This window comes from Pectinatus brassicae (genome assembly GCF_014201835.1).
Classification (GTDB): Bacteria; Bacillota; Negativicutes; order Selenomonadales; family Selenomonadaceae; genus Pectinatus; species Pectinatus brassicae.
In genome coordinates this window covers 1-21,427 of the sequence record NZ_JACHFH010000042.1, presented here as the reverse complement: position 1 = coordinate 21,427, position 21,427 = coordinate 1, and the positions used below count along the sequence as shown (strand labels likewise).

Genomic DNA, 21,427 nt, shown 5'->3' with positions numbered 1-21,427 from the left:
CTACGGGGATAGCCTGTGGAGATAATGTAAGACGTGTTTTTTGCGCAACTATCTGTGAAGCAGGAACCCCGCGACTTTAGTCGTGGGAGGTTCAGGAATTGTCTAAAGAACAATATGATTACCTGCATCAGGCTTAATCTGTAAATAGAAATTAATAAAGAGGCTGTCGCACGTTAAGAAATACGTGCGTCAACCTCATTTTTTGTGATTTTAAAGCCGTCCCTTTAGGGAAGGTGGCACTGCGAAGCAGTGACGGAAGGGTTAGAAAATAAACTAATTAATACTTAACCCCTCAGTCAGCTAAAGCTGCCAGCTCCCCTAGATGGGAGCCTTGGGGGATGAAGCATTAATATATCACGCATGCGGCAGCCCCTTTATTATGAAAGGGAAAGTGAAAAATGAACACATTAATAAAAGACGTACTGGCAGTATTGCCAGATGGCAGCACCAAAAAGACAAATATCGCCATAGAAAATGATAAAATTTCAGCAGTAGGTGATGTTCCCGCAGATTTTACTGCTGATAATATTATCGATGGTAAAAATAAACTGGCAGTACCAGGTTTTGTAAACACTCATACCCATGTATCAATGACATTGCTTAGAAGCTATGCCGACGATATGAAACTGATGGATTGGCTGGAAAATAAAATTTGGCCGATAGAAGCTAAGATGAAAAAAGATGATATCTATTGGGGCGCAATGCTGGGTATTGCTGAAATGATAAAAACAGGAACAACAACTTTTGCCGATATGTATGGAGATATGGAAAAAGTAGCTGAAGCCGTTGAAGAAACAGGTATACGTGCTATTTTATCACGCGGCATGATTGGAGTAGCACCAAATGGACAGGATGCCCTGCAGGAAAACTGCACATTATTTGAAGAATATAATAATGCGGCCGACGGCAGAATAACCGTTATGTTTGGCCCGCATGCACCATATACCTGTCCGCCTAAATTTTTAAAACAGGTTATGGAAAAAGCACAAAAATATAATGCCGAAATCCATATTCATTTAGCTGAAACCAAAGGTGAAGTAGATGATTGTATTAAGCAGTATGGCATGACGCCAATGGCATTGATGGAAGATGTTGGCATTTTCGATTTAGGTGTGTTAGCAGCGCATTGTGTACATTTAACAGATGAAGATATAGCTATTATGAAGAAACATAATGTACGTGTTGCGCATAATCCAGGCAGTAATTTAAAATTGGCCAGTGGCATAGCACCAGTGGGGAAATTACTGGAAGCAGGAGTATGTGTGGGTCTTGGCACAGATGGTACTTCCAGTAATAATAATCTTGATATGCTGGAAGAAATAAATTTAGCGGCGCTTATCCATAAGGTTCAAAGATTAGATCCGCTGATGGTACCAGCAGCAGAAGCATTGAAAATGGGAACAGCCTATGGGGCGAAAGCAGTAGGACTTTCTGATATTGGTGAATTAAAAAGCGGCATGAAAGCCGATATTACTTTGGTGAATATGCAGGGGACTCAGTGGACACCATGCTATGATGCCGTGTCGTTATTAGTATATTCTGCCAATGCTTCTATGGTAGATACAGTATTGGTAAACGGTAAGATTCTATTAGAAAAGGGCAAACTTACTACTATTGATGAAGAAAAAGTTATTTTTGAAGTAAATAAAAGTGCTAAAAAACTCACTGGCAGAGCACTATTAAATGAATAAAGCATGAAGGAGAAATAATTTGGCAGCAAAGAAAAATTTTTATGCCGTCAAAAAAGGACGCAAAACAGGTATCTTTAAAACTTGGGCTGAGTGTAAAGAGCAGATTGATCATTTTGCCGGAGCACTTTATAAGGGATTTGTTACCTTAGAAGAAGCACAGGAATATTTAGGTGGCAACGAAAAAAAGACAGTAGAGGATAATAATTCTTACTATGCTTATGTAGATGGTTCCTATATTGCAGGCAAATACAGCTGGGCTATAGCTGTTTATCAGCAGGGAAAATTAATTCATAGTGATAGTGGCGTAGGTAAGTCTGCAGAAAATGCTAAAATGAACAATGTAGCGGGGGAGATAGAAGCAGCAATGCAGGCAGCGGCATGGGCAAAGCAAGCCGGACTGGCGCAGATAATTATCTGCCATGATTATATTGGTATATCTGAATGGGCAGAAGGCCGCTGGAAAGCTAATATGCCAGGAACGATTGCTTATGCGCAGTATATGAAAGATTATCGTGATATTGTACATTTTAAAAAAGTAACAGGTCATACTGGTGTAGCTGGTAATGAATTCGTTGATAAATTAGCAAAAAAAGAACTGGGATTATTGTAAAAAATGAGCCGTCGTACATTTATAAAAAAAGTACGACGGCTCATTTTTATGGTTTTAAATGCTCGCTATTTAGAGAATGCGGCACTGTAAAAAGCTTAAATCTGATAACGGGCTGCCCAGTCAGGATTAGCTTTTACATAATTTTCTATAGCACGAAATTCTGAGTCTTCCCTGCTGTCAGGAACGATAGCAATATAATTACCATTTAATGAACTATTTTCATTTTTCCATCTATCTTTGGTTGTCCAATGTGAATAGGAAATGGTTTTGTAAGTATAGTTTTTTAAATTAAAAACTTTTTTGCAGAATTTAATATCGGCTATAACGCCGCCGGTATTTTTCCGCGTTTCTTCCCAAGTCCAGACAAATACATCATTACCGCGCTTTCTTATGGTAGTAGTGTCAGCACTGGCTGAAGCGGTTAAAGATGGCCCAACATGACGCCAGAGAGTAATCCAGCGATCTGAGGCTTTGGCACGTTTGGTTTCACCTTGGTCAAAAACATGATCAATAATAGCATCATAAAAATTTTCATCAAAAGCTTGCGATGTGATTTCTTTAATACGAGGTTTGTCGTATTTGTGTGAAACTAAGACCTTGCCATTGGCATCATAAAATATTTCTTCTAGATAGTCGAGCGTGCGGCTTTGCGGATTAATTTCGACAAGAGCAAGACTATAGCGAAGTGTTGAAGCTACAGGTATTTCTTTAGATAGTTTCATGGCAGGAACTGTTTCAGCCGCGCCTGTAGCCGAATATGTAGTTTTTATCCAGGCTTCGATGCGAACAGGTACTCCATTTTTTCTGGAGGTTACAGTTACTCTGTCAGGTGCATAAAGTTTACCGTATTTAGAATCGGCAGACACCCATACCCAGTGAGTTTTATCGGCTTCATAATGAGTAGTTTGAGCATAAGCAGTAGTTATACTAATTGAAAAAAGAAGGGATAAAGCAGTAAAAAATAATAATATGGATTTTTTCATAGTACATCACCTCTATCCATTAAAATTGTTAAAATAAAAATGAAAAAATCATAATAGCGATGAGTAAAAATATTATAAGAATAGCAAAACAGCCGATATTTCTGGATTGTTTTGCCGGTATATCAATAGTTTGTACAGGTGATTCTATGACTGTTTGGGGGAACACAATTACTTCGGTGCGGTGGTAAACAGATAAATCCGATAAGGGTTTTTTTTCCAAATCAGGGATTTTTATAATCCGACTTTTTAATTTAAGAGCACCGGCAGGAATGGAGTAATCAGTTTTCGACAAAATAAATACTACCGGATTTGGTGAAACAGTTTTTGTTGGAATGATTTCCTTTTTTTCAAGTACTTCTTTGCTAACCGGAGTAGATGGTTTTACTGATAATTTTTTGTTAACTATTGCCGCAGTTGTTGGCATCTTTGTCTGCGCTACAGCTGATGTGTTAGTTGGCGTTGCTATTGGCATAAAAGTCTCGGTAAAATGCTTATTAATAAAGCACAGAGCACTTTTGTAAGCGATGGTATTCATACTGCCGGATTTATAATCAGCAGGCATATCAATAGCTTTGCCGAAATAGCATAATTGTTCTCCCTGATAATTTATGATGGAGCGAAGCACGCGTTTATCATCAAGGGCTGCTGTGGCAAATTCATAAAAAATATCTTTATAAGGATGCGTTTCCAAATTCGCTTTTTTATCATTGGATAAAAATTTATAAATTGAAAAAATAAAAAAAGCTGCTTTATTTATAGGCAGTAAATCTTTAAATAAAAGATTGTAGAGATTTTTATTACTGATATACTGCGAAAAATAAATGTCCCATCTTTCAGCGAAAGCCATTAATCCAGCCGCGGGCATAATATCACCTTTGCCTTCAATGAGACTAATTACATCATCATTGCTGGCATTTAAAGGGATTTCTATGCCTGCTTTTTGGGCATTATTGATAGTGGTTTTTGTCGGTGGATCAAAAGAAATTTCTTCGCAGCTAAAAGGAGGTAAGAGTTTTTTTGTAATTGCTTTTTGTTTAGCAGCTGTATCAGAACGAGCGACAACATCAATTGTACGCATTCGTTTTGTCAGATAGTGCTTGCCTTTTACTTTGAATCTATGCCAAGACATAAATTATAACTTCCTTTTTCATAAATCTTACAGTCTTATAATAAATATTGTTAGAACTAGCTATATTTAGCTGCCAGGCCGCAATTGAAATAGTATTTGCTGTGAATGAATAGATAGGGAAAATTAATTATTAACGCGGATTTAAGTACTGGCTAAAACTTGTCTAAAAATAATTCTAAATACTATTTTAACATAAACAGGCAATTTACGATAGAATAACAATTTTTACTACATTGCTAAGTCTTTAGTAATGTGGTAATATGTCACATATTAATTTTAACTTTACTACGAAGGGCCGCTGATTTATCGTGAAAAAATTTTGCAAATTTAATACTGATATGTATTGGAATAAATTTTTAGAAACTTTTTTAATTGGTGCTAAATGTTATGTTTTTTTCTGGCTGCTGCTATCAATATTTCGTTTAATATTTGTTATAGATATGCACAGCTATATGAGTAAGATCGTAACTTTCGGGGACATAAAAAATGCCTTTATACTTGGTATGCAGATGAGCATGCAGACGGTGGGAATACTTACGCTTGTTTCTTTGTCGGTATATATTCTAGTCAGTGTTATCAATAAAAAATGGAGCAAGTACGCATTAAATACAGTCATAGTAATTCAGATACTTGTTTTGTCGACATTATTTATTGCCCGATTTCCTTTTTATCGTATTTATCACAGCGGTTTTAATCGTATGCTGTTTACAGCAGTGCATGAAGATTGGCAGGCTTTATTTTGGACTTTTATGGATGAATTTAATCTGCCAGTACGTCTATTGGGCGTCCTTTTATTGATAATAATAGCTTTTTACTTATGGCGAAAATTTCTTAATTGGAATATTAAGGAAAAATTACCAGCAAAATATTTTCCTTTGCGTTGGCGGGGCAAAATAGTCCTTATTTTGGCAGTCTATTTGATTGCCAGATTATCATTATTTAGTGGCAGTTGGAGTTGGCAGACACAAATTGATTGGGAGAATTCAGCAATAACAAAAGATAATTTTCTAAATGAAGCCATATTAGATGATGGACAGGCATTATATAGAGCCTATTGCCTGGAAAAAAGAAATACTGGCAGCAATGGCTTAAGTTATACAGCAAATCAGGTACGTCACTATGCCCAATATTTAAGTGGGAAAAATAATGAAAGCAGTAATTTAGACTATTACTTAGAAAAAAAAGCTCAAGGGGCTAAAATACAAAAACCCAAACATATATTCTTAATTATTTCGGAAAGCTATGCTAATTGGCCGCTTTTACCTGAATATGCTGACTTGCATTTGGCCGATGGAATAAAATCATTGACCACAGAGCAAAATACAGCATACTGCAGCGAGTTTCTGCCCAATGGTTCCAGTACAGTTAATGCTTTGATGGGTATTGTTACTAATTTTGCGGATGCCAATTTATATTTGACTACGATGGTAAATCAGATGAAAGAGCCATATAGTACGGCTACTGCTCCGCAAATGAAACGTTTGGGCTACAAAACTAATTTTTATTATGCCGGGCCATCTTCCTGGGAAAACATTCAAAACTTTACTTTAGCACAGGGCTTTGATAAATTTTACAGCCGCAGTGATATCCATGAAACTACAAAAGGCAGTGTTTGGGGGGCTGATGATAAGGATTTATACAGCTTGGTAGAAGATGCTACTGATGATAGCAGTTCATTTAATGTAATATTAAATGTTTCCAATCATTCACCGTTTGAAGTTGATTTAAAAGCCAATGGTTTTGACAGTCAGATGGTAAAAAATGCTTTGCCGGAAAAATATCGCAGTGATGATGAACTATTAAAAGAACTTGGACATTTTTATTATGCCGATAAAATGATGCGCCAGTTTATTGATAAAATGAAGCAGCGTTATCCAGACAGCTTATTTATAATAATCGGTGACCATGCTGACCGCTACAATATAGAAAAGGCACCTACGACCTATAAACGGTATGCAATACCATTTATTATTAATGGCCAGGGTATTGACAAAAATATACTTAGTGCTAATGCTGTAGGTAGTCAGATTGATGTGATTCCGACACTTATGGAACTTATCGCACCGAAAAATTTTACCTATTATTCTGTGGGTAAAAGTTTGACTGAGCATAATAATATTGCGGCCAATTATGCATTTTGGCTTACTAACGGCTATATGGGCAGAACTGATGCGCCGCAGTTTATGCCAGATAATTTTAGTAAAGATAAAAAAATACCGCAGCAAAAAGATGTTATGCAGTATGCCAATGCGATTAGAGCTGTTTCGTGGTGGCGAGCTCAGCATGGCGGTAATTTGCCAATACAGCAATATCGTACAGCTGCTAAAACAAACTAAGAGTATACTTTTAATTTTGCCAGTGGCAGGGTATAATAACTATATGATTAAGTTAAAACAGATTATGGAGGAGAAATTATTTTGAGTAATTTGGAAGTTGGAATTGTCGGGCTCCCTAACGTAGGAAAAAGTACATTATTTAATGCAATAACAAAAGCAGGAGCAGAAGCCGCCAATTATCCGTTTTGTACGATTGAACCAAACGTAGGGGTAGTAGAAGTCCCTGATGTACGTTTGCAGGTTTTACATGAAATGTATAATTCCAAAAAAACTACACCGGCTTCGATACGCTTTGTTGATATAGCAGGTCTTGTAAAAGGGGCTGCCCAGGGGGAAGGCCTTGGCAATAAGTTCCTGTCACATATTCGTCAGGTTGATGCTGTAGCCCATGTTGTGCGTTGTTTTGATGATGGGAATATAACTCATGTCGAAGGCTCAATTGATCCGATTCGTGATATTGTGATAATAAATACCGAGCTGTGTCTTGCAGATATGGAAACAGTTGAAAAACGTCTTGATAAAGTAAGCCGTGCGGCTAAAAGTGGCGCTAAAGAAGCTAAGGCTGAAGAAATTATGCTTAAAAAAGTATATGAAGTATTGTCGGAAGGACAGGCTGCCCGCCGTGTAGAAATTACTGATGAAGAACGGATTATGCTTGATGAACTTACATTACTGACAATGAAACCAACTTTATTTATTGCCAATGTCGCTGAAGATGAAGCAGCTACTGCTGACAAGGATAATCCTTTTGTACAAAAAGTAAAAGAATATGCAGCCAAGGAAAATGCCGAAGTGGTTGTAATTTCTGCCCGTGTAGAATCAGAAATAGCTGAGCTCGACAATGAAGAAGCGGTAGAATTCTTAAAAGAAATGGGACTTGACGAATCTGGTCTTGCTAAATTAATAAAAGCTGCATTTAAATTATTGGGATTACTGACCTTTTTAACAGCTGGTTCTGATGAATGCAGAGCATGGACAATAACTGAAGGAACGAAAGCTCCACAGGCAGCAGGAAAGATCCATACTGATATCGAACGTGGTTTTATTCGTGCAGAAATAGTTACATACGATGATTTAGTGGCTGCCGGCAGTACCAATGCTGCTAAAGAAAAAGGTCAGGTACGTCTTGAAGGTAAAGAGTATGTAATGAAAGACGGCGATGTCACTTACTTTAGATTTAATGTATAATTTTGTGGTGTCGTTGATAAATGAGCCTTTTAAATATTTGAATCTTACGAAATAGCGTATAATTAATTTGACTGATATTTACTGAGGAGATGACTAGATGAAAAAGTTATATTTACTGCCTTTGTTGGCAATATTATTACTGCCATTTGTACTGCCGTCAGCAGTTGCTGATGCGGCTGAAAGCACGGTGCGGACCTTGACTGTGCAGGGGGAAAGTGAATTTTACATAACTCCTGATAAGGCATCAGTAGAAATTGGTATAACTACTACGGGGAATACGGCTCAGCAGGCCGGTGATGATAATGCCGCAGTTATGCAGAAAATTCAAAACGCCCTTGTGGCAATGGGATTGCAAAAGGATGATATAAAAACATCTTCATACAATTTTTATCCTACTTATGATAAAGATAATAATCAATTAATAACAGGTTATCGGGCTGAAAATAACATTATTGTTACAACACATGATATAAATCAGATTGGTAATATAATTGATACAGCGGTAAAAAATGGTGCAACTAATGTTGATTCAGTAAATTTTGCTGTAAATGATATAAAAAAATATAAAGAAACAGCACTTAAGGCAGCTGTTCGTGATGCCAAAAACAAATCCAAGGCGATAGCAGGTGAATTAGGTAAATCAGTGGTCAATGTAGTTAGTGTTACCGAAGGTAATGTGTATATAGAAAACTACCAGCCATCCAATATCGATATGAAGATGCTGTCGTCGCGAATGACAGCAGCAACACCGATTCAGGCCCGTGATTTAAAAGTATCAGCCCGGATAAATGTAACATTTGAAATTAATTAATAACTATAAAAATGAGGCTGTTGCACATTGATAAATATGTGCAACAGCCTCATTTTTGTGATTTTAAAGCCGTTCCTTTAGGGGCAGGGAGCACTGCAAAGCAGTGAAGAAATAGTTATATAATAAGAAAATTAACCCTTCAGGCAGCTAAAGCTGCCAGCTCCCCTAGAGGGGAGCCTAAAATCGGTAGCGATTATAAAGTGAGGAGATATTTAGCAAAATTTTATAATTGTTACTGGTCTAAAAGCCGTCCCTGCACAGTGTGTACTGTATTTCTAAAGTGCTAAAGCACTAAGAACTACAGCATAGGGAAGGTGGCTTGACAAAGTCAAGTCGGAAGGGTTTAAAATGTAAAAGAAAATGAATATTAAAAAAGCTTATATTTGTGATTGATGATATTTTTCTAAATCATCAATTGCTGTTTTTATTTTATTTTTATCAACAGTATATGGTGCATAATTTATGTATTTATCCTCACTGATGACCTGGATGAATTTATCCAGATCATTATTATTTACACCAATATCATTAAGGCACACTGGAAGGCCGGCTTTTTTATTAAAGGCATAAACCTTATTGCGTTCGTCTAGCTGCCCATCAAGAGTCAGCAGAAATAATACGCCGTAATCGACTATTTCGCCATGCATATGACTTTCGCAGTCAGCCAGCTGGGTACGGGAGATATAAGCGGCATGAGCCAGACTGCTGTTATAGCAGTTATCAACCAGCACAGATACAAGACCAGTATTTACAATAATAGTAGCTGCTGTTTCGGCAAAAGCCGTTGAAGCAGTTTGAGCTTTAGCATCAGCCAGAGCAGCTATGCCGTATTTTAATAATTGTCGGGAACAATTACGGCTTATCTGCAGGCCCAATTCATTGCTGTGGTTAAGCTCAGCCTTACGGGCATTAAATTCAGCTTCATACTGTTTAGATAAGGCATCACCAATACCAGCACGAAAATACATGATAGGTGCCTTGACGATAATACTTGTATTAATGAAAGAATGTATAGCTGGTCGCTTACCCATATAAAATTCACCGAAGCTGCCATCTTCATTATAAAGAATACATAATGATGTAACTGGTGCACAATTGGAAGCAATAGTTGGAAAGGTAAATACAGGTTTTTCTGATTTATCGGCAACAGCTTTAGCTGTATCAACAGCCCGGCCACCGCCAACGGCAAAAATCATGTCAGCAGTTTTGACAGCAGAATTAGCAAGTAAATTATTGATATTCTTATGAGTAGCATTGCCGCCAAACCAAAGAAAGTCACTTATCTGTAAATCGCTGTCATTGATAGCAGACAGTAGTTCATCTTTAGCCTTGCTAATAGCAGTTTTTCCACCGATTACAACAGCTGTTTTGCCATAAGCACAACAGATATTAGCAATATTATCATAGGCATCAGTAATGGTATAACTGGGCAAATAAGTAGTAGAATGCATTATTATCACTCCTTGTTGAGTATATGAATATTAGTTGAAGGAATTTCTTCAACTAATTGTGTGATTGTTTTGCCAGTGAGAGGGTGTATTTTATAAGGAGCGATTTGCTGCAGCGGCACCATTACAAAATCGCGGTTAAGCATATCAGGGTGTGGGACGATGAGTTCTTCATCTATGATGATTTTTTCATCATAGAACAGTATATCAAGATCAAGCGTGCGTGGTCCCCAGTGAATGGTGCGTTTGCGTCCGGCAGCTTTTTCAACAGCATGTAAAATATCAAGTAATTCATGAGGCGACAGCAACGTAGATAATTTTAAAACACCGTTAATAAAGTTATCCTGTGCTACTTCGCCATAAGGACTGCTGTCGTATAAGTCTGATACAACAATGTTTTTTATTTGGGGGATATTGTTTAAAGCTCTTATACCGTCATTTATATATTTTTTCTTATCATCAATATTAGAACCAAAAGAAATAAATACTTCATGCCAGCAGCGGGTTATTGTAACTGCAGTGTGCTTTAGCGGCAATCCTACGGGTGCACTGGGTTTTTTTATCGTTAAGCTTATTTTTTTTATCAGCGAAAAATTTAATAGTAATTGTGCCGCTAATTGCTCGGCAGCGGTTTCTAAAAGTTTTACAGTATGTTTTCGGGTAAAGTCGTTTATAAAATGGCATACTTCAGCATAATTTATTGTTTTATCGAGTGAATCAGTTCGACCAGCTGGGCGGGTATTAGTAAATAATTTAGCCGATATTATAAAATTCTGGCCAAGTTTATTTTCTTCGGGCAGGGCCCCATGAAAAGCATAGACAACTAGATCTTTTATTGATATAATATCCATTTTTTCTCCAATTATAGTTCTGCACTATATTTTATAGCTTCAGCCATTTGTATAGCACGATAATTTTCTTTTACATCGTGTACACGGACAAACATATAGTCTTTTAATACTGCTAAAACAGTAGTTACCAAAGTTCCTTCCATTCGTTCATTTACAGGCAGATCAAGGGAAAGACCAATAACAGATTTTCTTGAGGTGCCTAAGAGCAAGGGCAAATTAAATTTATGCAGTATTTCCATGTATTTTAAAAGTGAAATATTATTTTGGTAAGTTTTGGCAAAACCAATGCCGGGATCAAGAATTATTTTGTCGCGGTTGATACCAGCCTGTTCAGCGATAGAAAGTGTTTCTTCTAAATCAGTGAGAATATCGGTTAAATAATTATTATAGCTGCTGTTCTCACGATTATGCATAAGACAGCAGGCTAGGTTGCTTTTAGCAATTACAGAAGCCATATCTTTATCGTATTTTAGTCCCCAGATATCATTGATTAAATCAGCGCCAGCAGTGATAGCTGCTCTGGCTACAGGGGCTTTATATGTATCAATTGAAACAGGAATATCAAAATGATTCTTTAGTAATTCGATTATAGGGCAGACGCGTTCGATTTCTTCCTGGGTACTTATTTGGACATGCTCAGGGCGAGTTGATTCACCGCCAATATCAATTATGGCAGCACCTTCCTTAATCATATCTTCAGCATGATGCAAAGCTTTACTGTTGTCATTAAATTTTCCCCCGTCAGAAAAAGAATCTGGCGTGATATTTAAGATTCCCATTACATAGGTCTTATTATTAGTTGAAAATTTTTTATTTCCGATTAACATAAAAATCCTCCCTGGATATCAGTAAATTATAGTAGTGCGTTTTTTTTCCTGTGGCCAATTGCATTTATCAGTAGCTTCACAAAAAAAACAATTGCGGCTCATTTTATCAGCACGATAGATAAGACCGCGTAAACTGCCTTCATTGGCAATAGCCATAGTGCGATGAGTGCTGATAGCATCAGTGATTATATCTATATCCTTATCGCTAAAAGAGCAGTCGATAAGAATTTTTTTAGCGATTTTGGCACTGGCTTGGGCATGGTCAATGCCTTCATGATATTGTTTATGGCGTCCAATATCATGTAAAAGACCAGCGGCATAAATAAGATTTTCGGCAATGGCATAATTCTCTTTAGTATTTATTATCATGGCAATACGAGCTACATCAAGAAAATGGCTGATATCATGCCGACAAAATGGTCGATTTTTTTCATCCTGTGCAATTTTTTTATAATGCTTGATAAATAATGGATGTTGTAAAATTTTATTGCGAGTATCATTTCTAAAATCGTTCATAGTTGTTCCTTAAAAATAGTTTTTATTAAAAATATACTTCCAATAATATATTCTATACTAGATATATTAACATAATATTTCTTGTTTAAAAATAAATATTGTATTTTATTGTTAAAAATTATGAAATTATGTAAGTATATATTATAGTTTTTATAGCAAATTGAATTGTAAATATTTGTTGACTTTATTTAAGAAAATAAAATATAATAATCTCTACAATGTTTAGGAGGTTTATAAAAAAATTATGCAGATAAGTAAAGAAGAACAGGCACCAGCGGCAGGAAAAATTCTTATTATTTTATTGGCAGCCATTGCTGCAATTGGGCCATTAGCAACAGACATGTATTTACCGGCTTTTCCAGAAATCAGCCAGAATCTTAATGTATCAGCATCATATATCCAGCTTACTTTGACAACATGGCTTATTGGATTGGCTTTTGGACAGATTATAGTAGGACCGTTAAGTGATATATTTGGCAGAAAAAACCGCTTCTAATTGGACTGGTTATTTTTTTATTGGCAGCATTAGCCTGTGCTTTTATCACTAATATATATTTTTTTATTTTTGTAAGATTATTGGGTGGTTTCGCGGGCGCAGCAGCACTGGTAGTAAGCCGAGCGATAGCCAGTGATATATATTCTGGGACAATATTGACGAAGTTTTTTGCGACAGTAATGGTTATACAGGGCTTGGCACCAATATTTGCACCGGTTATAGGCGGTCAATTATTGGTCTTTTTTACGTGGCGCAGTGTATTTATTGTTTTAACAATTATTGGAATAATTATAACGTTGTTGGCAATTTTTTGTTATAATGAAAGTCTGAGTGCAGAAAATCGTATAAAGGCGCAATTTACTGCTGTTATAAAAATCTTTGTATCCTTATGCCGTGATAAATATTTTATTGGTATTTGTGCAATACAGTTTTTCATATTTTCGGCATTATTTGCCTATATATCAGGCATGCCATTTATATTACAAAATATCTATGGTTTTTCACCGCAGCAATTTAGCTTTGTTTTTGCAATAGTGGGTATAGGGATGGCTATCGCTGGTCAAATAACTAATTCTTTGGCAGGAAAAGTCAAGGAATATAAGCTGTTATATGCTGGACTGATACAGGGCTTATTTTTTGGAGCATTATTTTTGATCGGAATAATACAAAGCTGGAATATTTATATATTGATAGCACTTTTATTATTTACACAGACAGCATTACCAAATATTGCGGCAACTACTTTTTCTTTGGCTATGCATGGCAGAAGTGAAATGGCAGGCAGTGTATCGGCTCTGCTGGGATTTTTTTCCACTATTTCCGGCGGGCTTATTGCGCCAATAGTTGGAATGGGTGGCTCTGATACCGCTGTGCCGACAGCTGTTACTATTTTTGTCTGCGAAGTATTGGCAATGTTGTTTTTTATGGCATTGATAAAAAAACGATAATTATAACTGGAAGGCGGAAAATAATAAGTATGAATAATGAAGTAAGTAATAACTTACAGCAAAACGATATCGATGAAAAAATGAGTGAGGCACAGCAATTATTTTTACATTGTGAATATGAAAAAGCCTTTGAACTTATAAAAAAATTAGCTGATAAGGATTGTGTACGAGCATATTATTTATTGGGAAAAATTTATAATGGGCAATTTGTACCCGGCGTCAGCAATAAAGTATTGCAAAAAAAATATTATCGCAAGGGTCATGAAGCCGGTGATAAATTATGCTCATTATGGTATTATATTTTAGAAAAACCAGATTACGGTCAGCCTAAACTAATTAATGAAATAAAAGAATTGGCTGAGGCTGGTGACGTATTTGCCCAATATGAGCTTAGCTTTTTGCATTATTCCGGTGTAATGGTAGTCGTAAATCCAGCGGAAACCGTCAAATGGTGTACAATGGCAGCCGAGCAGGGATATGCCTTAGCACAAAATGATATGGCAGGATTTTATAATAATGGCTGGGGCGTAGCTAAAGACCCTAAAAAAGCAGCTTATTGGTATGAACAAGCTGCTCAAAATGGTCATACAGCAGCACAGTGCCGCTTGGGTGACTGGTATTTCGAAGGAAATGATGTTATTGAGCAGGACTATGAAAAAGCAGTAAAATGGTACAAAGCCTCGGCTGATAAAAATAGCCCATTGGCTCAGTGTAATTTAGGCTTTATGTACGATAATGGCTACGGCGTTGAACAAAATAGAAATAAGGCGCTGGATTACTATAAAAAATCAGCTGAACAGGGACATGCACCAGCACAATGTAATCTAGGTGTTATGTATGCTACAGGCTGTATTGTTGAAGAAAATCCGCAGGAAGCAGTAAAATGGTACTTGGCAGCTGCCAAGCAGGAATTTGTAGCAGCACAATTTTACCTTGGAAAAATGTATGATACGGGCGCTGGTGTGAAGCAGGATTATAAGGAAGCAGCTAAATGGTATCAACGAGCTGCTGAAAAAAATCATGCTGTAGCCCAATGTATTTTGGCAGCTATGTATGATGCTGGTGAAGGTGTGGAAAAAGATTATAAACAGGCCTTCAGCTGGTATATGGCGTCCGCTAAGCAGGGATATATGCCGGCACAGTTTGAACTTGGCGAAATGTACAGATATGGCGAAGGTACTGAAAAGAACATGGAAAAAGCCCATGAATGGTACTTAAAGGCAGCTGAACAGGATGATCCATATGCGGCATTTAGTTTGGGCATGCTGTATCAGGCCGGCGATGGTGTTGAAAAAAATTATGATGAAGCCATAAAATGGTATAAAAAAGCTTCGGAACAAAAGATGGGACAGGCTGATTATCAGCTGGCTTGCTTATATTTATATGGTGAAGGTGTTGAAAAGGATTATAAACAGGCTTTAGTGCATTTTACTAAGGCTGCTGAAAATGGCGATTTACAGGGTCAATGCAGCTTAGGGGTCATGTACGAAAATGGCTATGGTACTGATGTAAATTATACTGAAGCACAAAAATGGTATGAGGCGGCTGCCGATAAAGGCGAAGCAACAGCTCAATATAATTTAGCAGTTTTATATGCATCAGATAATATCAAAAAAGATATGGAATTAGCACATCAGTGGATGGAAAAGGCTGCTGCTAATAATTATAAAGAAGCAGTAAAATGGCTGGCAGATAATAAATAAGCATAAACAAAACAACGAGGCTGTTGTATGCATGATATATTAATAATTCATTCTAAAAGGCTCCCCTATAGGGGAGCTGGCAGCTTTAGCTGACTGAGGGGTTAAATTTAACCCTTCCGACACTGCTTCGCAGTGCCACCTTCCCTTGCTATAGTTCTTTGCGCTTTAGCGCTTATGCTACAGTTCTTTGCACTTCAGTGCTTAGAAATGTAGTAAGCAAAGCAGAAATATAGTACACACAGTGCAAGGGACGGCTTTAAAACCACAAAAAATAAAGGTTGCCGCACATAATTTATTAATGTGTGACAGCCTTTTTTTTGTTATAATATCAGATCAGGCTTTGTTTATAAAGATTTAAAACATCATCTTTAGTAGGGCAGGTTAAGCTGGTATTGATATTTTTAGCTTTTAAGGCAATCTTGGTATAACTTTGCAGCTCTTCCAAAGAAAAATGTTCCTGTTCACCTAAAAGAGCAGTTAATTTAGCCTTGAACGCGGCAACATCAGGCAGATTCATGCAATTTAAAATTATTTTTACCTTATCTGGATTATTTTTAGCAATAAATTCAAGGTATTCAGCTATGGTCAAAGCATTAGCACGACCATGGTCAATATGCCGGAAATAGGTTAGTGAATAGCCGAGTGAATGAACAATATTAGTACCAGTATGGGCAATGGCTATACCGCCCATTAGAGAGCTATACATTAATTTTTCTCTTATTTCAGCAGTAATATTATTATTTTCCAGTGCTGTAAAACAATCACCGATTTGTTTAATGCCGCTTTGGGTAATTTGGCTTATAAGCGAATTAATCTTTAAGGATAAAAAGCTTTCAATATTGTGAGAAAGGGCATCCAGCGCTGTGTTTACAGTTATTGTAAGGGGCAGGTTTTCTTGGTAGCGGGCATCAAGCAGGGCATATGCAGGAAAAATTAAGGGGGTGGCAATTGTAGTTTTTGTTTTAGCGTTGTCATTCGATAGAATAGAATATTGAGTAACCTCACTGCCGGTACCAGAAGTGGTCGGAATATGAATCATTGGCAGCACTTTATCATCATATTGTCCAGAAAATAAATTTTCTTCTTTGATATCCTGGCAGGCAAGTAAGGCAATGGCTTTAGCAGCATCCATAGGAGAACCGCCGCCAATGGCAATTATAAAATCAGCTTGTTCTTTTTTTGCAAATTCAGCGCCTTTATAGACAGTAGGAATATCAGGATTGCTGTTTACTTCGTCAAATAAAGCATAGTCAATATTATGCTTTTTTAAAACAGTTTCCACATCAGCCTGTGAGCCATTATTTTTAGCTGAATGATGGCCGGTCACGATAAGTGCTTTTTTTCCCAGCTTAAATACATCAGCATGTTCTTGGATACAATTATTGCCCATAATAATTTTTGTAGGCAGATTAAATAGTAAAGTTTGCATATTAGTAACCTCGTTTTTATTATTTTAAGTTAAATCTATTATATTTAATGTTTTTTAGTATAAACAGCAAATAATATATGTCAATACTTAATAAAGTATTCTGTAAGAATGAACAAACGCAGATGTAATTATTTGGCTATTTTCACATAAAGTTTAATAAAAATGCAGAAAAAAAGTGTGTTTTGTGCTAAACTTCTAAACAAAGGAGGCGATAATATGCCGATTACCTGTAAAAAACTGTTAAGTTTATCCTTCTTGGATAGAAATATGGTGCTTAAAGGCGGCAGTAAAGGACTCGATAGAATTATTCGCTGGTTTCATGCTTTAGAAGGTGTGGATGAAATACAATTTTTACAAAACAATGAACTTGTATTTATGACTGGTATTTCCATAGGCAATGATAAAAATAAAATACTGCAGATGCTAAAGGGCATTGATGAAAAACAGGGAGCAGGACTTGTTATAAATACAGGAAAGTATATTATGGATATACCACAGGAAGTTATTACTTATGCGGATAAGCATATGATCCCGATTTTTTCTGTTCCGTGGGATATACGATTGGGCAATGTGACACGGAAAATTGGTGAGCTTATTTTGGCAGAGCGTTCCAAATATAAGAATGTGCAGGGATTGGTAAAGAAAATATTGTTTTCCGAGCATAATTCAGTTGAAAAAATGTTTGATATGGCACTCCTTGATGATTATGATTTACTGCCACAAAAGCAAATAATGCTGCTGGAGTTTTCGGCAAAACAGTTGAGAAATATTGAGGAATATCAGGAAAGATTAATGCTGCTTTTTCAGGAAATAATGCTTAAATATGATGAACCATGCCTATTTACATGGAATGGCAGTGAGGCTGTTTTTATCATATCTGAATATAATAAAGAGAAAAACTTTCCGGCAGATTTAAAACATGTGCTGCATGATGAATTGGCGTTAGATGTATTTATTGGCATAGGTGGCAGCTATGAAAAATTCAGCGAATTGCAGCAAAGCCATAAAGAAGCTCATTTTACCCTTAATTTAGCGCGAAAAGACAATAGTGCTGATTACATTTTATATAAGGATACCAATATTTTTCGTGTGTTTGACAAAGTCAATGATTTGAATTTTATCCAAAAATATTATACAGAGGTTTTGGGAGAATTATTGCACTATGATGAAAAAAATAATTCAGAGTTTACCAGAACGTTAGAAGTATATCTGGAAGAAAATGAAGATGTAGCAACTACGATTAAACGACTTTTTATTCATAGAAATACGCTGACTTATCGTCTTAAAAGAATTGAAGAGATTATGCAGTGCAGCATGGAAAACTCTGAGATGCGTTTAAATTTTCGCATAGCTTTTAAAATGAAAACATTTTTGAGCTTTATGCAAAATTGATAAAATGCCCAAGGTGTTTTTGTAAATATTCCACATAGACAAAGAAAGTAAACTGACTTAAACTTAATCCATCAAATTTAATAAATAAAAGCAATGAAGCTTGCAAGAAAAAGTGTTTTTTTGCGGCTTTTTTTATTGCATATTTTTTGGAGGGGTAATAATGTCTAAAGCAGAAGATATCAAACAAAAATCCTTGAAGTATAATATACAATCATGGTCAAAACAGGGAAATCTTAATCCGATTGTAGTTGAAAAAAGCGATAATATTTATTATTGGGATTATGAAGGCAATCGTTATACAGATATGTCTTCTCAGCTTGTTAATATGAATCTTGGTCATGGCAATAAAGAAATAGCAGCAGCAATAAAAGAGCAGGCTGATAAATTTTGTTTTGTATCACCAGCAATTGCAGTAGAAAGCAGAGCAGATTTGGCAGAAATGATTGTTAATTTACTGCCGGATAATTTTGGTAAGGTATTTTTCACCAATGCCGGTGCTGATGCCAATGAAAATGCCATAAAAATAGCCAGAATGTTTACGGGCAGAAAAAAAATATTCAGTCGTTATCGCAGCTATCATGGTTCTTCATTTGGTGCAGGTAATTTGACTGGCGAACCACGCCGCTATCCATTAGAACCAGGCATTCCCGGCTTTGTAAAATTTTTTGATTAAATGGGAGCCGCACACTCGTGACTTCAGTCGTGAGTTAGGCGACCAAACTAGTCAGTATGTATAGAAATATGCATATAGAGATTGGCAAAAGACCAATCCAATACTGCTTGAAATGCTGGAAACTCCTAAAGACAGTATAGCCACAACGCAAAGATGAAATAAGCTTAAACGTGACGGCGACGAAAGTAGAAAAAATATACTGTATGGTGCATGGTTAAACCCTAAACACTAAGAAAATGGACAATCAGCAGGAAAGCTCCGAACAGGAGAATCCCCAACGACTATTCCTCTTGAGGGAAGTACGGTCAAGCGACCGGAAGTGGGCAGACCTTAACGGATAATGCCGAAGGACAAGATATAGTCTGTGCTTTATGGAAACATAAAGGAGTTCATAAGAGAACCGCATGGGTAGCAGCGAACCTGTGTGAACGACACCTCCCCGATACGACTAAAAAAGAACTTACGATTCTTATATATGTTACTACGAAAAACTTGCTTTTCTAAAGCCTGCATGTTATTTTTAAGGTAATCAGGCGATAATCTTATAAGGATGCAAAGAAAAGTGAGTACGTTATGAAATAATGCAAATAGATAAATTCTATCCATCAAGTCAGCTTTGTCATAATTGTGGTTATCAAAACAAAGAAGTTAAAGACCTTACTATAAGACAATGGGAATGTCCTGAATGTAAAGTACATCATGACAGAGATATAAATGCCGCCATAAACATTCGCAATGAAGGACTAAGAATTTTAAACACAGCAGTGTAATAACATATATAAGAACCGTAGGAACTACGGGGATAGCCTGTGGAGATAATATAAGACGTGAATTTTGCGCAACTATCTGTGAAGCAGGAACCCCGCGACTTTAGTCGTGGGAGGTTCAGCCATATGTATATAGAGAAAAAATCAATTTTACCTCAGAAAAAGAAGCAGCTGATTATTATGTTGGCAAATTACGGGAACAGATAATTTATGAAAATCCTAATGATGTAGCAGCAATTGTTATGGAAACAATTACCGGTTCAAACGGTGTAATTATACCGCCAGATGGTTATTTAGCTGGGGTTCGTAAGATTTGTGATGAATTTGGCATAATGATGATTTGCGATGAAGTTATGGCAGGTTTTGGCAGAACAGGCAAAATGTTTGCTTTTGAAAATTGGGGAATAAAGCCAGATCTGGTAAGCTTTGCTAAAGGCGTAACCTGCGGTTATACACAACTGGGCGGAGTTGCTGTGTCCAGTAAAATTGCTGAATTCTTTGATGATAATTTCTTGTCCTGTGGTTTAACTTACAGTGGTCATCCATTATCGTGTGCCGCTGGTGTTGCCTGTGTAAAATACTATCAAGAACATAATGTACTTGATAATGTACAAAAAGTAGGTAAAGTATTAGGCGAAATTCTCGAAGAATTAAAAGCTAAACATGCCTGCATTGGTGATGTTCGCTATATGGGATTGTTTTCAGCTATTGAATTGGTAAAAGATAAAGCAACCAGAGAACCATTAGTAGAATATGGAGCTGATCCTAAAGGGATCATGTCATCAATTATTGGTGAACTTAAAAAGAAATTCTTTATGACATATTCTCATGAAAATATGGTACTAGTTGCACCGCCATTGATTATTACCGAAGCACAATTGCGTGAAGAAATGAAAAAAATGGACGAAGTATTGGAATGGGTAGATGCAAAATATCTCAATAAAGTGGCAGTTGGTGTTCATGCCTAAATAAGCACTGAGGATAAAAAAGTTCTCCTTTTAAATGGGAGAACTTTTTTGTTTTTTCAAGATAAAAGATATTTATTTTCTTAGTATATAGAAATTATTTAAATGTTAAAGTGTTAAGATTTATAGCTTTATAGTAGGAGAGGTTTTTTCGCATTATAAATATTCTGGTATGCGTTAGCATAGCAAAAATAAGCTGTACTGATATGGTTGGATTTCTTTTGTTTGAGCGAAGCGAGTTTGAAATCCATATCAGAAAAGCGTAATTTTTGCAGGAATATTTATGAAAGCGAGATATTTCTTTCGCTTTAGTTCTTAGCGCTTTAGCGCTCTAGAAATAAAGTGTACACAGTAAGGATACTTTTCTTTGTGTCAAAGAAAAGTATTAATCTTTTTTCCTGTTTAATTATATAGTAATATATAATTAACACTAAATAATTAAGGCAGGAAAAATTATGGCTGATAAAAATAGCAATAAAAAATATATAAAAGAGCAGATATTGCAGATAATAGCGGAATTTCCCAAGGCTTGGCACAAAAATGCGCGGCATTTTTATGAATGGGCCCAGCAAATTGATTAAATGGGAGCCGCACACTCGTGACTTCAGTCGTGAGTTAGGCGACCAAACTAGTCAGTATGTATAGAAATATGCATATAGAGATTG

Annotated in this window: 18 protein-coding genes and 1 pseudogene; 12 read left to right on the top strand and 7 right to left on the bottom strand. The window is 36.4% G+C overall.

Annotation, left to right across the window (positions count from 1 at the left end):
* Nucleotides 1-398 precede the first annotated feature (398 nt).
* Together HNR32_RS12195 and HNR32_RS12190 are read left to right on the top strand one after the other, a co-directional pair.
* Complete coding sequence (locus HNR32_RS12195; RefSeq protein ID WP_183863071.1) at nucleotides 399-1,691, top strand: amidohydrolase; 1,293 nt, start codon at nucleotides 399-401, stop codon at nucleotides 1,689-1,691.
* Nucleotides 1,692-1,710: 19 nt separating this feature from the next.
* Nucleotides 1,711-2,301, top strand: a complete 591-nt coding sequence (locus tag HNR32_RS12190) for a ribonuclease H1 domain-containing protein (protein WP_183863069.1) — start codon at nucleotides 1,711-1,713, stop codon at nucleotides 2,299-2,301.
* Between the two features lie 95 nt (nucleotides 2,302-2,396).
* Here the strand turns inward: HNR32_RS12190 and HNR32_RS12185 are convergent, their stop codons facing one another.
* Together HNR32_RS12185 and HNR32_RS12180 are read right to left on the bottom strand one after the other, a co-directional pair.
* Nucleotides 2,397-3,284: a hypothetical protein gene (locus tag HNR32_RS12185; RefSeq protein ID WP_183863067.1), complete on the bottom strand. Its 888-nt coding sequence runs from the start codon at nucleotides 3,282-3,284 to the stop codon at nucleotides 2,397-2,399.
* A gap of 28 nt (nucleotides 3,285-3,312) precedes the next feature.
* On the bottom strand, nucleotides 3,313-4,413 hold the full coding sequence (locus HNR32_RS12180; protein ID WP_183863065.1) for a hypothetical protein: 1,101 nt from the start codon (nucleotides 4,411-4,413) through the stop codon (nucleotides 3,313-3,315).
* Between the two features lie 308 nt (nucleotides 4,414-4,721).
* Here HNR32_RS12180 and HNR32_RS12175 point away from each other — a divergent pair, with 308 nt between their 5' ends.
* From HNR32_RS12175 to HNR32_RS12165, 3 genes are all read left to right on the top strand, one after another.
* A complete protein-coding gene (locus HNR32_RS12175; RefSeq protein WP_311636921.1) occupies nucleotides 4,722-6,749 on the top strand; it encodes an LTA synthase family protein in 2,028 nt (675 codons plus the stop codon).
* Between the two features lie 81 nt (nucleotides 6,750-6,830).
* Nucleotides 6,831-7,937 (top strand): redox-regulated ATPase YchF, encoded by a 1,107-nt coding sequence (gene ychF / locus HNR32_RS12170; RefSeq protein ID WP_183863063.1) that lies wholly within the window; start codon nucleotides 6,831-6,833, stop codon nucleotides 7,935-7,937.
* A 97-nt stretch (nucleotides 7,938-8,034) separates the two neighbouring features.
* Complete coding sequence (locus HNR32_RS12165) at nucleotides 8,035-8,748, top strand: SIMPL domain-containing protein (protein WP_183863060.1); 714 nt, start codon at nucleotides 8,035-8,037, stop codon at nucleotides 8,746-8,748.
* 377 nt (nucleotides 8,749-9,125) lie between these two features.
* Here HNR32_RS12165 and HNR32_RS12160 read toward each other — a convergent pair whose 3' ends face one another.
* The 4 genes from HNR32_RS12160 to HNR32_RS12145 are packed head-to-tail and all read right to left on the bottom strand — an operon-like array spanning nucleotide 9,126 to nucleotide 12,390.
* Nucleotides 9,126-10,199, bottom strand: a complete 1,074-nt coding sequence (locus HNR32_RS12160) for an iron-containing alcohol dehydrogenase family protein (protein WP_183863058.1) — start codon at nucleotides 10,197-10,199, stop codon at nucleotides 9,126-9,128.
* 5 nt (nucleotides 10,200-10,204) lie between these two features.
* Nucleotides 10,205-11,047, bottom strand: coding sequence for a 2-amino-4-hydroxy-6-hydroxymethyldihydropteridine diphosphokinase (gene folK / locus HNR32_RS12155; RefSeq protein WP_183863056.1), 843 nt, complete (start codon nucleotides 11,045-11,047; stop codon nucleotides 10,205-10,207).
* 11 nt (nucleotides 11,048-11,058) lie between these two features.
* Nucleotides 11,059-11,874, bottom strand: a complete 816-nt coding sequence (gene folP, locus HNR32_RS12150; protein WP_183863054.1) for a dihydropteroate synthase — start codon at nucleotides 11,872-11,874, stop codon at nucleotides 11,059-11,061.
* 18 nt (nucleotides 11,875-11,892) lie between these two features.
* Nucleotides 11,893-12,390 (bottom strand): HD domain-containing protein, encoded by a 498-nt coding sequence (locus HNR32_RS12145; RefSeq protein ID WP_183863052.1) that lies wholly within the window; start codon nucleotides 12,388-12,390, stop codon nucleotides 11,893-11,895.
* A gap of 244 nt (nucleotides 12,391-12,634) precedes the next feature.
* On the opposite strand from HNR32_RS12145, the pseudogene HNR32_RS12140 reads away from it, so the two are divergent.
* Nucleotides 12,635-13,833, top strand: a pseudogene (locus HNR32_RS12140) (multidrug effflux MFS transporter).
* A 29-nt stretch (nucleotides 13,834-13,862) separates the two neighbouring features.
* Entirely contained in the window at nucleotides 13,863-15,536 is a 1,674-nt protein-coding gene (locus HNR32_RS12135; RefSeq protein WP_183863050.1) for an SEL1-like repeat protein, read from the top strand.
* 328 nt (nucleotides 15,537-15,864) lie between these two features.
* Here the strand turns inward: HNR32_RS12135 and HNR32_RS12130 are convergent, their stop codons facing one another.
* Nucleotides 15,865-16,965, bottom strand: coding sequence for an iron-containing alcohol dehydrogenase family protein (locus HNR32_RS12130; RefSeq protein ID WP_183863048.1), 1,101 nt, complete (start codon nucleotides 16,963-16,965; stop codon nucleotides 15,865-15,867).
* A 216-nt stretch (nucleotides 16,966-17,181) separates the two neighbouring features.
* Between HNR32_RS12130 and HNR32_RS12125 the strand changes: the two genes are divergently transcribed.
* From HNR32_RS12125 to HNR32_RS14220, 5 genes are all read left to right on the top strand, one after another.
* Complete coding sequence (locus HNR32_RS12125; protein WP_183863046.1) at nucleotides 17,182-18,357, top strand: PucR family transcriptional regulator; 1,176 nt, start codon at nucleotides 17,182-17,184, stop codon at nucleotides 18,355-18,357.
* Nucleotides 18,358-18,517: 160 nt separating this feature from the next.
* Nucleotides 18,518-19,030, top strand: a complete 513-nt coding sequence (locus tag HNR32_RS12120; RefSeq protein ID WP_196611070.1) for an aminotransferase class III-fold pyridoxal phosphate-dependent enzyme — start codon at nucleotides 18,518-18,520, stop codon at nucleotides 19,028-19,030.
* 581 nt (nucleotides 19,031-19,611) lie between these two features.
* Nucleotides 19,612-19,800, top strand: coding sequence for a zinc ribbon domain-containing protein (locus HNR32_RS12115; RefSeq protein WP_231038093.1), 189 nt, complete (start codon nucleotides 19,612-19,614; stop codon nucleotides 19,798-19,800).
* A 140-nt stretch (nucleotides 19,801-19,940) separates the two neighbouring features.
* Nucleotides 19,941-20,765, top strand: coding sequence for an aminotransferase class III-fold pyridoxal phosphate-dependent enzyme (locus HNR32_RS12110; protein ID WP_183863073.1), 825 nt, complete (start codon nucleotides 19,941-19,943; stop codon nucleotides 20,763-20,765).
* Nucleotides 20,766-21,217: 452 nt separating this feature from the next.
* Nucleotides 21,218-21,343 carry a hypothetical protein gene (locus tag HNR32_RS14220; RefSeq protein WP_260162756.1) on the top strand — a complete coding sequence of 42 codons (126 nt, stop codon included), beginning with the start codon at nucleotides 21,218-21,220 and terminating at the stop codon, nucleotides 21,341-21,343.
* The last annotated feature ends 84 nt before the right edge of the window (nucleotides 21,344-21,427 follow it).

Coding starts and splice junctions, on each gene's coding strand:
- HNR32_RS12195 (WP_183863071.1), top strand. CDS start 399: ATGAACACATTAATAAAAGACGTACTGGCAGTATTGCCAGATGGCAGC.
- HNR32_RS12185 (WP_183863067.1), bottom strand. CDS start 3,284: ATGAAAAAATCCATATTATTATTTTTTACTGCTTTATCCCTTCTTTTT.
- HNR32_RS12180 (WP_183863065.1), bottom strand. CDS start 4,413: ATGTCTTGGCATAGATTCAAAGTAAAAGGCAAGCACTATCTGACAAAA.
- HNR32_RS12165 (WP_183863060.1), top strand. CDS start 8,035: ATGAAAAAGTTATATTTACTGCCTTTGTTGGCAATATTATTACTGCCA.
- HNR32_RS12160 (WP_183863058.1), bottom strand. CDS start 10,199: ATGCATTCTACTACTTATTTGCCCAGTTATACCATTACTGATGCCTAT.
- folK (WP_183863056.1), bottom strand. CDS start 11,047: ATGGATATTATATCAATAAAAGATCTAGTTGTCTATGCTTTTCATGGG.
- folP (WP_183863054.1), bottom strand. CDS start 11,874: ATGTTAATCGGAAATAAAAAATTTTCAACTAATAATAAGACCTATGTA.
- HNR32_RS12145 (WP_183863052.1), bottom strand. CDS start 12,390: ATGAACGATTTTAGAAATGATACTCGCAATAAAATTTTACAACATCCA.
- HNR32_RS12135 (WP_183863050.1), top strand. CDS start 13,863: ATGAATAATGAAGTAAGTAATAACTTACAGCAAAACGATATCGATGAA.
- HNR32_RS12130 (WP_183863048.1), bottom strand. CDS start 16,965: ATGCAAACTTTACTATTTAATCTGCCTACAAAAATTATTATGGGCAAT.
- HNR32_RS12125 (WP_183863046.1), top strand. CDS start 17,182: ATGCCGATTACCTGTAAAAAACTGTTAAGTTTATCCTTCTTGGATAGA.
- HNR32_RS12120 (WP_196611070.1), top strand. CDS start 18,518: ATGTCTAAAGCAGAAGATATCAAACAAAAATCCTTGAAGTATAATATA.
- HNR32_RS12115 (WP_231038093.1), top strand. CDS start 19,612: ATGCAAATAGATAAATTCTATCCATCAAGTCAGCTTTGTCATAATTGT.
- HNR32_RS14220 (WP_260162756.1), top strand. CDS start 21,218: ATGGCTGATAAAAATAGCAATAAAAAATATATAAAAGAGCAGATATTG.